Below are 11,271 nucleotides of genomic sequence, written 5' to 3' on the forward strand. Positions count from 1 at the left end.
TTGCGGGGCGGGGGCGGCGGCAGGAACGGAAAACTGCCAACTACAAGGTTAACGCAGGCGCCGCGACCACTCCGTGACCTACTTAGCCGTAGTGTTTCGATCCCATATCAACAGCTGCCCCAGGCTGCCGCGGCTCTGGCTGGCCACGCGAGCGTACCCCTACGCTTCTGCTACTGATCTTCACCAAAAGCAACGTGGCAGCAGGGGGACTCATGCAGTTCGATCTAAGCGCAGTGGAAACCAGCACTCTGGTCTTTATCGGAACGCTGGTGTTCGCCTTCATCCTGGCAGCATTCGTGGTGGTGGCAGGGCTGATTGCCCTGGTGCTGCTCGGCGCGGGAAAGCTGACCTGGATGGTGGTGGTCAATACGCTCCTGGGCGTCGTCCACGGCATCAACGCAGGATGGGACCGGCTGGTGCACAGCGCCTCCGCCGCCGAAGCTGGCGGGGACTTCCAGGCCCAGGCCTCCCCTAGCACCGGAACTTACCCGCGGGTAATATTGAGAGACAGCTAAAGGGTTCTCCAACCCGGCGGATCCATGGCTACACCGGCCGATCCGGCCAAGGAGATGACCCATGACCTCCGCAACTGACTCCCCCTCCACCCAAGCTCCCGGCACCGACGCGCCGCCCGCAGAGGTTCCCGTCGCGTCAAGCAGCCTCGGGTCCGACGCCACCGCCGAGGATGCCCGGGCGCTTGCCGAGGCCTCGCGCGAGACCGGCTGGGACAGGCCCAGTTTTGCCAAGGGCCTTTACCTGGGCAGCTTCGACCTCAGCCTCATTCATCCCTGGCCTGCTGCCAGGGATGAAGACGTGGAACGCGGCGAAGCGTTCATGGCCCGCCTGGCCGAATACGCCCGGACCCTGTCAGGAAGGGTCATTGAGCGGGACGCCAAGATCCCGGACGAATACCTTCGGGGCCTCGCCGAACTGGGCGTCTTCGGCATGAAGATCCCGCGGGAATACGGCGGCCTGGGGCTCTCACTGGTGTACTACGGCCGCGCCCTGGCGCTGCTGGGCAGCGTCCATCCGAGCCTTGGCGCCCTGCTCTCTGCGCACCAGTCCATCGGCGTGCCGGAACCCGTGAAGGTGTTCGGGACCCCCGAACAAAAGCGCGAGTACCTGCCACGGTGCGCAGCCGGGGCCGTCACCGCCTACCTGCTGACGGAACCGGACGTGGGCAGCGATCCCGCCCGCATGGGCAGCACGGCAGTTCCCACCGAGGACGGCCAGGCCTACATCCTTGACGGCGTAAAACTCTGGACCACCAACGGCGTCATCGCCGAGCTGGTGGTGGTGATGGCAGTGGTTCCCGCGCACACCGACGCTGACGGAACCGAGCACAAAGGCGGCATCAGCGCCTTTGTGGTGGAAATGGATTCCCCCGGCATCACCGTGGAGAACCGCAATACCTTCATGGGCCTGCGCGGCATCGAAAACGGCGTCACCCGCTTCCACCAGGTCCGTGTTCCGGCGGCGAACAGGCTGGGGCGCGAGGGACAGGGCCTGAAAATCGCCCTCACCACGCTGAACACCGGCCGGCTTTCCATCCCGGCGCTGTGCGTGGCCTCCGGCCGCTGGAGCCTGAAGATCGCCCGCGAGTGGTCCAATGCGCGGGTCCAGTGGGGGCAGTCCGTCGGCAAGCACGAGGCAGTCAGCAAGAAGATCGCCTTCATCGCCGCCTCCGCCTTTGCCCTGGACGCAGTCTTCGAACTCTCCGCCGAACTTGCCGACGCCGGCCAGAAGGACGTACGGATCGAGGCGGCACTGGCCAAGCTGTGGTCCACGGAGACCAGCTGCCGGATCGCCGACGAGCTGGTGCAGATCCGCGGCGGCCGCGGTTTCGAGACGGCCGAGTCCCTGGAAGCCCGGGGCGAGCGCGCCGTTCCGGCTGAACAGCAGCTGCGGGATCTTCGCATCAACCGGATTTTCGAAGGTTCGTCGGAGATCATGAAGCTCCTCATTGCCCGCGAAGCCGTGGACGCCCACCTCGCCGCCGCCGGCGACCTCGCGTCGGTCACGGCAAGCTTGCAGGACAAGGCGAAGGCAGCCGTCGGGGCCTCGGGTTTTTACGCCAAGTGGCTGCCCAAACTGGTGGCCGGGGCCGGAATGGACCCCCGCTCCTACAGCGAATTCGGGCGGCTGGCCAAGCAGCTGCGGTTCGTCGAAAGGTCCTCGCGCAGGCTGGCCCGCCAGACTTTCTATGGCATGGGGCGCTGGCAGGCCAACCTGGCGTACAAGCAGGCATTCCTGGGCCGGGTGGTGGACATCGGTGCCGAGTTGTTTGCCATGGCCGCGTGCTGTTCCCGCGCCGAGATGCTCCTTCACACCGCGCCGGAGCGGGCGGCGAGCGCCTACGAGCTGGCCGAGGCATTCTGCGAGCAGGCGCGGGTGCGCGTGGACGAGTACTTCGACCAACTCTGGCGGAACACGGACGACGGCGACCGCGGGCTGACGCGCAAAGTCCTCGCCGGCGATTACACCTGGCTGGAGGAAGGCATCCTGGACCAGTCCGAAGGGACCGGCCCGTGGATCGCCGACGCTTCCCCCGGCCCCTCAAAAAAGGACAATCTGCACCGCAATTACCGGTAAAACCGCAGGTCACAAAATAGTAAGCACGCTTGCTATCCTTGTAACTGGGTGGTTGAGTTGAGCCATGAGCAGCTCAACCGACCCAGAGAACCTGCCCCCGCGGCGAGCCCGGGAGGATGACAACCGGAGCGGAAGCTACCGTGCCGTAGATTCGGACAGCCAAAGCACCCGCTCCTATGAGCAGGTGCCGGCAGCAGATGCGGAACCGGCCTCCACCTATACGGAGCGGTCCGCGCCGTACGCCGAGCGGGACTACGCTCCTGCAGCGACTGCCCCGGCGCCCGTTGTTGACCCCGGCCTGACCGACCGGCAAACCGCCGTCGCGCGGGAAAAGGAGCAGTTCGGCGGCATCAAGGTGGGCTCGGCCTTCTTTGGCTGGCTGACGGCCACCGGTATGGCGGTCCTGCTGACAGCCCTGGTGGCTGCGGCCGGGACCGCAGTGGGCCTGGCGAGCAACACGGACGTCAACGAAGCCGTGAACCAGGCCGCCCAGAACCAGGGCACGGTAGGCCTGGTGGGCATCATCATCCTGCTCGTGATCCTCTTCCTCTCCTACTACTGCGGCGGTTACGTTGCAGGGCGCATGGCGCGCTTCAACGGCGCCAAGCAGGGCCTGATGGTGTGGATCTGGGCGTTGATCGCCGCCATCGTCATCGCCGTCCTCGGAATGGTGGCAGGCCAGCAGTTCAATGTGCTGGCCAACCTGAACAGCTTCCCCCGCATCCCCATCAACGAGGGGCAGCTGACCACCACCAGCATCATCGCCGCCGTCGTGGTGGCGGCTGTCGCCCTGGTGGGTGCCGTGCTTGGCGGGCTCGCGGGGATGAGGTTCCACCGCAAAGTGGACCGGGCCGGGTTCACGCCGAACGACGGTTACAACGACGAGTAACCCGGTGGGCGAGCCATGGCGTCTTCAGTCCTGTCCCGCTCGTCAGGCGAGGACTTCTCCGTCCAGGTAGTACCAGCGGCCGTTTTCCCTCGCGAACCTGCTCACCTCGTGCAGGACGCCGCGCCCGTTCCCGTCCCGGTAGTGGGCCTTGAACTCGACGGTTCCCTCGGTATCGAACGGACCGCCGCGGCTGGCGGAAAGAACATCCAGGCGCCGCCACTCCATGGCCGGGTCCAGCCGAAGCTCGGCCGGCGCGGTTTCCGGATGCCAGGTGCGCAGCAGATAGCCGGCGTCGAGCAGGAAAAATGCGCTGTAGCGGGACCGCATGAGCTGTTCGGCAGTGGCGGCCTCCGCTGCACCGGAATGGAACCGCCCGCAGCACTGTCCATATTGCTCTCCGGACAGGCACATGCAGCGTTCCTGTCCCCGATTTTCAGCCATATCCCGATGTTGTCATATCCGGTAACAGCTTCGATACAACCTCGGACCCGCCGCTGCGCGCTGCGGCATGCTCCGGCAAAAATCCGTATGGTGGAGAAGGACTGCTGCCCTGGCGGAGAGGAGAGATGACGTGGACAATCCGGATACGCTCATCCTCAACCTGACCTTCCTGGGCACGGTGGGCGTCGCATTCCTGATGTTTTTTGTCCTCTTCCTGCTGGGGGTCATCACCCTGGTGCTTGCCGGCGTCGGCCGCCTGGCCGCGGCCGTTCTGATGGGCCTGTTCGGCAGGCGCGTCCGTAAGGACTCCATCCCGCTCGTCCAGCTGTACGGAACGCGGCTCGCGGACCAAAAGGACGCGTCCGACGACGGTGCTGCCGCCGCACCCCCGTCCGGCCCGGCACGGGCAGGGCTGCTATCAAGGACCTTCGGCAGGACTGCCGCAGGGAAGCCGCGCGACTGGCGCGCCGCCCTGAAGCCGGCACACCTGAAGTCGGCGCTGCGCACCGCCGTCGTCCATCATCCCGCCCTGACGGCCGCGCGCCGCGAACCACCGGTCCTGGCTGAGGACTGGGCCTCGGCCGTTGCCGAGGCGGATTCCCGGGCCATGGCCAGGGCGCGCGCAGCGGCGCCGGAGATCAAACTGTCGGTGCGGGACCTGCCGGATCCACAGGTCCCGGCCGAGAAAGTGGTGGAGGTGGCCCCGCTCGTGGAGTCGTCCCTGCATAACCACCGCCCTCTCCGGGAGGTTCCGCGCTCCTTCAAGAAACCCCAGCACCCCGAGCCGCTGGCACCGCTGGACACCGGATCGCTCGTGTCGCTCACCGGCCCGCAGGTGCTGAAAGGTTCGGCGCCCGCCCAGAAAAGGTCAGCCCCCGCGGGTACTCCCGAGAAGGGCAAACAGCCCTTACCCTGAGCAACCATCTGGGCTAGCGTGAAACCCATGGAATTCAGATACCTCGGAAACAGCGGTTTCAAAGTCTCGGAAATCACGTTCGGCAACTGGCTCACCCACGGCTCGCAGGTGGAAAACGACGTCGCCACCCAGTGTGTCCGGGCAGCCCTCGACGCAGGAATCAGCACCTTTGATACGGCAGACGTTTACGCCAACACCGCAGCGGAAACAGTCCTCGGCGAAGCGTTGAAAAGCGAGCGCCGCGAATCCCTGGAAATCTTCACCAAGGTCTACGGGCCAACCGGCCCCAAGGGCAAGAACGATCTTGGCCTCTCCCGCAAGCACATCATGGAGTCCATCAACGGCTCACTGCGCCGGCTGCAGACCGACTACGTGGACCTCTACCAGGCCCACCGCTACGACTACGAGACGCCGCTCGAAGAGACCATGCAGGCTTTCGCGGACATCGTCCGGCAGGGCAAGGCGCTCTACATCGGTGTCAGCGAGTGGACCGCCAAGCAGCTCCGGGACGGCCACGCACTGTCCAGGGAGCTGGGCTTCCAGCTCATCTCCAACCAGCCCCAGTACTCCATGCTGTGGCGGGTCATCGAAGCCGAGGTAGTGCCGGCGTCGGAGGAACTGGGTGTGTCCCAGATCGTCTGGTCGCCCATGGCCCAAGGCGTCCTCAGCGGCAAGTACCTTCCCGGCCAGCCCGCCCCGGAGGGCAGCCGGGCCACGGACGAGAAGGGCGGGGCCAGGATGATCGAGCGCTGGATGCGCGACGACGTCCTGTCAGGAGTGCAGGAACTCAAGCCCATCGCTGAGGAAGCCGGCCTCTCCATGCCGCAGTTGGCGGTGGCCTGGGTGCTGCAGAACCCCAACGTGGCCTCGGCCATCGTGGGTGCGTCACGGCCGGAGCAGATCGCGGACAGCGTGGCGGCCGCCGGCGTGAAGCTGGAGCCCGAGGTCCTGAAAAAGATTGACGATGCCATCGGGTCGCTGGCCGAGCGTGACCCGGCGCAGACCAAGTCGCCGGCCAAGCGGGAGGCGTAAGCCCATGGCGTCCGCTTCGGATCTGCCCGGGCTCGCCGTTACCGGCTCCACCGGTGGGCTGGGCGGGATGGTGGCCCGGCAGCTTGCCGCGGCCGGTACAGCCCAGCGCCTGCTGGTGCGGGACGCCGGCCGCGCCCCGCAACTGGACAACGCAACATCCGTGGTGTGCTCGTACTCGGATTCCGACGCAGCGCGCCGGGCCCTGGACGGCGCCAAGGTGCTGTTCATGGTATCCGCCGCGGAGACCGAGGACCGGGTGCAGCAGCATGCCGCCTTCGTGGACGCAGCCGCCGCAGCAGGGGTGGAGCACGTCGTCTACACCTCGCTGTATGGGGCGGCGCCGGATGCCACTTTCACGCTGGCCCGCGACCACTACGCCACGGAGGAGCACATCCGGACGTCAGGCATGAAGTACACGTTCCTGCGGGACAACTTCTACCTCGACTTCCTCCCGCGCCTGGCCGGGGAGGACGGCGTGATCCGCGGCCCTGCCGGCGAGGGCACCTTTGCCGGCGTTGCCCGGGAAGACATTGCGCGCTGCGCCCTGGCCGTCCTGCGCGATCCCGCCATTCACCAGGGCAAGACGTACAACCTCACCGGCCCCGAGGAATTGACCCTGGCGCGGGCCGCCGAAGTTATCACGGAAGGGACCGGGCGGACCGTCAGCTTCCAACCGGAAACGGTGGACGAGGCTTATGCATCGCGGGCACCGTACGGCGTACCGCAGTGGCAACTGGACGCCTGGGTCAGCACCTACACGACCATGGCGGCAGGGGAAATGGCCGGCGTCTCCCCGGATGTCCACGGGCTCACTGGCCAGGACCCCATCAGCCTGGCGGAGTTCCTGACCCGTCCGGTTCTGTAGCTGGCGCCACCGCCGGGGAAGCCTCAGGAAGGCGTTGACGGGCCGGCGGGGGCGGGCGTAAACCTGTGGCAAGGCATCATCGAGCCCCAAGAGCGTCCCGCCGAGCAGAATCGCACCCGCCATGAAGCAGATCCACGACAACCTGCAGTCCGCGTCTCCAACCGAAAGTCGTGGGGAACCGGCCGCGCTTCCGGCCGGTCCCACCACTGGTCCCCTGACACCGGAGGAGCTGCAGCTTTCCGCGCGGAACCACTCCATGCCGCTGGAGGCGCTGCGCCGGGACGTCACTCCCCCGGGACTGCACTACGTCCTCACCCACTTCGACATTCCGGATATCGATTCCGCCTCCTGGCACCTCCGGATCAGCGGGGCGGTGGAGCGGGCGCTGGAACTGAGCATGGCCGCGCTCCGCAAGGACCCCGCCATCACCGTGCCTGTCACCCTCGAATGCGCCGGCAACGGCCGATCCCTCCTCACGCCCCGGCCGATGAGCCAGCCCTGGGTCATGGAAGGAGTGGGCACCGCGCATTGGACGGGCGTTCCCCTCGCCTACCTCCTGGGAAAGGCGGGAGTGCTGGAGAACGCTGTGGAGGTGGTCTTCACCGGGGCCGATGCCGGGGTCCAGGGCGGCGTCCCCCACCATTACGCGCGGAGCCTGCCGATCCGCGAAGCGCTGCGCGCCGACGTCGTCCTTGCCTACAAAATGAACGGCACCGAACTGCCGCCCCAGCACGGCTATCCGCTGCGCCTGGTGGTCCCCGGCTGGTACGGCATGGCCAGCGTGAAGTGGCTGCAGTCCATCGAGGTGGTCACGGCCCCGTTTGCCGGCTACCAGCAGCGGGTCGCCTACCGCTTCCAGGACTCCGCGGACGACGCCGGCACACCGGTTTCGCGGATCAGGGTGCGGTCGCTGATGGTCCCGCCGGGCGTCCCGGACTTCTTCACGCGGAAGCGGATTCTGGCACCGGGACCGGTGCTGCTGCAGGGCAGGGCATGGTCCGGCGAGGGTGCGGTGACGCGCGTCGAAGTGGGCATCGACGGCACATGGCTGCCCGCCCAGCTGGACAAGCCGGCCGGCGGATTCGCGTGGCGCAAGTGGACGCTGCCGTGGGTGGCGGATCCGGGCGTGCATGAGCTCTCCTGCAGGGCGACGGATGCCACCGGCGCCACCCAGCCGCTGGAACAGAACTGGAATTACCAGGGGCTGGGCAACAACATGGTGCAGCGCGTCAGCGTGACGGTTGAATGAGCGTGCGCTGAATATCAAAAGGTGCCGGGCTATACTCGGTGCCAGCCATGACCAGCCTTCCTTCCTCCCCCGCCAGCGTCCGTATTGATGCGTGGCTGTGGGCCATCCGCGCCTACAAGACCCGCTCCGCCGCGACGGCGGCCTGCCGTGCGGGGCATGTCCGGCTGAACGGCAGCCCGTCCAAGGCGTCTGCCACCTTGGTGACCGGCGATACCGTGACCGTTCGGATGCCGGGCTACGAGCGGATCCTTGAAGTGCGCCGGTTGATCGCCAAGCGTGTTGGCGCGGAAGCGGCCTCGCACTGTTTCACGGACCACACCCCGCCGCGGCCCATCGCGCCGGCGCTCGGCCTGCCGCAGCGGGACAGGGGTACCGGCCGGCCCACGAAGAAGGATCGCCGCGAGATGGAACGGCTCCGCGGCCCTGCATGACGGACCTGGTCCTCGCGTCCGTGCGCCAACCCGGTTCGGATACGGTTGCCGACATTCACCTTCGGGACGGTGTGGTCGCCGCGATTGGTGCAGACCCACCGCTGGGCCTGCCCCGCAATGTTCCAATGGTGGACTGCGGTGGACGGTACGTCATTCCCGGACTTTGGGACGAGCACGTCCACTTCACGCAATGGGCCATGCACGCCAACAGGCTTGACCTCTCCAAGGCGACGTCGGCAGGCGAGGCTGCTGCCGCCGTCGGCCGCTGTCTTGTGGCAGAAAAGCCCGGCGGGGCGGCGGTCACAGTAGGGGTGGGATTCCGCGATGCCCTGTGGCCGGACGCCCCTGCGCTGGACATGCTTGACGCCGCCACCGGCGAACGGCCCGTTGCCCTCATCAGCCACGACCTGCACTGCGTGTGGGTGAACTCGGCTGCCGCCAGGCTGTATGCGCTCGAAGTGGACGCCTCCGGGCTGCTGCGCGAGGAACCCGCGTTTCTGCTGACGCGGGAGCTGGGCCGGCTGCCCGATTCCGTGGTGGACGAGTGGGTCAGCAAGGCCGGGCATGCTGCCGCCGCCAGGGGCGTGGTGGGCGTGGTCGATTTTGAAATGACGTGGAACCGGGACCCGTGGCTGCGCCGGATTTCTGCGGGCTTCGATTCCCTGCGGGTTGAGGCCGGGGTCTATCCGGCGGATCTTGAGCGGGCCGTTGCAGCGGGCATGAAGACGGGCAAGGAGCTGGACGGTGGCCACGGGCTGCTCCATGCCGGGCCGCTCAAGGTGCTGATCGACGGTTCGCTCAACACGCGGACTGCCTTCTGCGTGGACCCTTACCCCTTCGGTGGGCACGGGTTACTGACGGTGGGCGAGCCGGAGTTGCAGGCTTTGTTGGAGCGGGCGCGGGACACCGGGTTCGTTCCGGCCGTCCATGCAATCGGCGATGCCGCCAACCGGGTGGCTCTCGACGCCTTTGAGCGGGCCGGCGTGAGCGGCCGGATCGAGCATGCCCAGTTCATCCGCCGGGAGGACTTCCCGCGGTTCGGAGCCTTGGGCGTGGTGGCGAGTGTCCAGCCCCTTCACGCGTTGGATGACCGGGACGCCGCGGAGTCCAACTGGCCTGGCCGGACTGACCGGGCGTTTCCGCTGGGTTCGCTGCTGGATGCCGGCGCTTCGCTGGTTCTTGGCTCCGACGCTCCGGTGGCTCAGCTTGATCCGTGGGCCGCCATGTCGGCCGCCACCACGCGCTCGGCCTTCGACGGCCGGGAACCCTGGCAGCCACAGGAGGCCGTAACGCGGGAGCAGGCGCTACTTGCCTCCACGCGCGGCCGCGGCGTGGTCCGGATGGGCGACCCGGCTGACCTGGTGCTGCTCGACGCCGACCCGCTGTCGGTTGCGGACCCTGACCTCGCGTCGATGCCTGTGGCCGCCACATTGCTTGGCGGGCGTTTTACGTACGACGGCGGCCTGGCTGGTTTCTGAGTCGCCGCACCCTTCGTTGTTGTCAGGTTCGTCCGCGCGTCAGCTTCCGGCTTTGGTCCGCGCCTGGACCAGGTTGGCGAACGGTAGTTTCCCGAATTCCTCGACAAAGGCTGCGTGGTAAGCCGCTTCTGCGGTACTGAGTGGCCCTGCAGGCAGTTCCTTCCACGCAATCAGGAGGCTGCCCGCGTCTGCAAGCTGCCAGATCAGTCGGCCGTCCCAGTGCCCCGGCGGCTTTCCCTGGCCGAAGTCCACAAATTCCTGGATCTGGCGGCGGAGGCCGCGGTTGCCTTTGCTGCCCGGGCCCGCCTTGCCGATGTAGAGGACGGCTGCGTCATCTACCCATTCCGCCGTGATTGTTGACTCCGGCAGGGTCGGGTCCTTTTTCTTGAAGACGCCGGCGGTGCTCTTCTTGAGGTAGCGCGGCTGAAAGTTTTCCGGGCGTAGGACGGCGAACAGTCCGGTGGTTTGCGGAATCCTCATGATCTCGAGGTCCTGGATGGGCCGGAACCCTGCGAAGCCCTCGGCTTTCAGGCCCTTCCTGGTGAATTGCATAGTCCCATTGAACAGGATCCCTTCCGGGTGTCTGGGCCACGTTATCCACATAGGAACTTTGGCTCCCGGCAATTGTCACACCCTGCTGGAAGACTTTGTTTATGGAAGCGGTTGGGGCTTTGGCAGGGGTAAGCGGGGCGGGGATTCTTGGTGTGCCGCCGGTTGCAGCTGCGCTGGACACTCAGGCTGCTAGGCGGTCGATCACTGGAGTCCGGGAGGCTCTGGCGGCTGTCACGTCGATTGCCGCTGTCCGGGAGGCTCTGGCGGCTGTCACGTCGATTGCCGCTGTCCGGGAGGCCCTGGATGCGGTGCGGGTTTGTGCTGATGGTGCGGGCATGATTGATCAGCTGCGGGAGCTGGAGGATTTGAAGTCAGCTGCGGCTGCAAAGCAGGCCGATATTGCTGTTGCCTTTGACTTGTTCCAGCGCCGGGTCCAGGCCGCGGCCGGGGTTCCTGCCGATGAACTCAGTGCCGGCGTGGGTGCCCAAATTGCGCTGGGGCGGCGCGAGTCGCCGTCCCGGGGCGGGAGGTTGCTGGGCCTGGGCAAAGCCCTGGTCACTGAAATGCCGCGAACGTTCGCCGCCCTGCGGAACGGGCAGCTGAATGAATGGCGCGCCACGCTGGTCGTGCGGGAAACAGCCTGCCTGTCGGCCGAGGACCGGCAGGCGGTGGACGAAGAGCTCGCCGCGGACACCGGCACCCTTGACGGGTTCGGGGACCGCGCCATTGTTTCCGCTGTCCGTGCCGCGGCGTACCGGCGGGACCCGAAGTCCGTGGCGCGGCGGGCCAGCCGTGCCGTGACCGAACGCAATGTGAGTCTTCGCCC

The 11,271-nt window shown here is 67.0% G+C and carries 11 protein-coding genes and 1 pseudogene; 10 read left to right on the top strand and 2 right to left on the bottom strand.

All coding sequences use genetic code 11. The features are described from left to right. Window positions 1-212: 212 nt before the first annotated feature. The 3 genes from DXK94_RS17140 (at window position 213) to DXK94_RS17150 (ending at window position 3,481) form a co-directional block, all read left to right on the top strand. Window positions 213-515, top strand: a complete 303-nt coding sequence (locus DXK94_RS17140; protein WP_079599104.1) for a hypothetical protein — start codon at window positions 213-215, stop codon at window positions 513-515. 61 nt (window positions 516-576) lie between these two features. After that, entirely contained in the window at window positions 577-2,592 is a 2,016-nt protein-coding gene (locus DXK94_RS17145; protein WP_115525865.1) for an acyl-CoA dehydrogenase family protein, read from the top strand. Between the two features lie 64 nt (window positions 2,593-2,656). Next, window positions 2,657-3,481, top strand: coding sequence for a hypothetical protein (locus tag DXK94_RS17150; RefSeq protein ID WP_115525866.1), 825 nt, complete (start codon window positions 2,657-2,659; stop codon window positions 3,479-3,481). A 42-nt stretch (window positions 3,482-3,523) separates the two neighbouring features. Here the strand turns inward: DXK94_RS17150 and DXK94_RS17155 are convergent, their stop codons facing one another. Next, window positions 3,524-3,892: a YchJ family protein gene (locus DXK94_RS17155; RefSeq protein ID WP_115525867.1), complete on the bottom strand. Its 369-nt coding sequence runs from the start codon at window positions 3,890-3,892 to the stop codon at window positions 3,524-3,526. 160 nt (window positions 3,893-4,052) lie between these two features. Between DXK94_RS17155 and DXK94_RS17160 the strand changes: the two genes are divergently transcribed. The 6 genes from DXK94_RS17160 to DXK94_RS17185 all read left to right on the top strand — a co-directional run bounded on the left by DXK94_RS17160 (window position 4,053) and on the right by DXK94_RS17185 (window position 9,893). Then, complete coding sequence (locus DXK94_RS17160) at window positions 4,053-4,838, top strand: hypothetical protein (protein WP_115525868.1); 786 nt, start codon at window positions 4,053-4,055, stop codon at window positions 4,836-4,838. A gap of 27 nt (window positions 4,839-4,865) precedes the next feature. Beyond that, a complete protein-coding gene (locus tag DXK94_RS17165) occupies window positions 4,866-5,870 on the top strand; it encodes an aldo/keto reductase family protein (RefSeq protein WP_079599099.1) in 1,005 nt (334 codons plus the stop codon). Between the two features lie 4 nt (window positions 5,871-5,874). Next, window positions 5,875-6,735: an SDR family oxidoreductase gene (locus DXK94_RS17170; protein WP_115525869.1), complete on the top strand. Its 861-nt coding sequence runs from the start codon at window positions 5,875-5,877 to the stop codon at window positions 6,733-6,735. A 121-nt stretch (window positions 6,736-6,856) separates the two neighbouring features. Beyond that, window positions 6,857-7,984, top strand: coding sequence for a sulfite oxidase (locus tag DXK94_RS17175; protein WP_258868590.1), 1,128 nt, complete (start codon window positions 6,857-6,859; stop codon window positions 7,982-7,984). 47 nt (window positions 7,985-8,031) lie between these two features. Then, window positions 8,032-8,415, top strand: a complete 384-nt coding sequence (locus DXK94_RS17180) for an RNA-binding S4 domain-containing protein (protein ID WP_079599096.1) — start codon at window positions 8,032-8,034, stop codon at window positions 8,413-8,415. Beyond that, window positions 8,412-9,893 carry an amidohydrolase gene (locus DXK94_RS17185; RefSeq protein ID WP_115525870.1) on the top strand — a complete coding sequence of 494 codons (1,482 nt, stop codon included), beginning with the start codon at window positions 8,412-8,414 and terminating at the stop codon, window positions 9,891-9,893. The genes DXK94_RS17180 and DXK94_RS17185 overlap by 4 nt, the downstream gene beginning before the upstream one ends. A 39-nt stretch (window positions 9,894-9,932) precedes the next feature. Here DXK94_RS17185 and DXK94_RS17190 read toward each other — a convergent pair whose 3' ends face one another. Next, a complete protein-coding gene (locus DXK94_RS17190) occupies window positions 9,933-10,445 on the bottom strand; it encodes a hypothetical protein (RefSeq protein ID WP_115525871.1) in 513 nt (170 codons plus the stop codon). A gap of 335 nt (window positions 10,446-10,780) precedes the next feature. Here DXK94_RS17190 and DXK94_RS21545 point away from each other — a divergent pair. Next, window positions 10,781-11,271: pseudogene (locus DXK94_RS21545) on the top strand (HNH endonuclease); the annotation flags it as partial.

The sequence above is a fragment of the Arthrobacter sp. RT-1 genome (genome assembly GCF_003367205.1).
Taxonomy (GTDB): domain Bacteria; phylum Actinomycetota; class Actinomycetes; order Actinomycetales; family Micrococcaceae; genus Arthrobacter.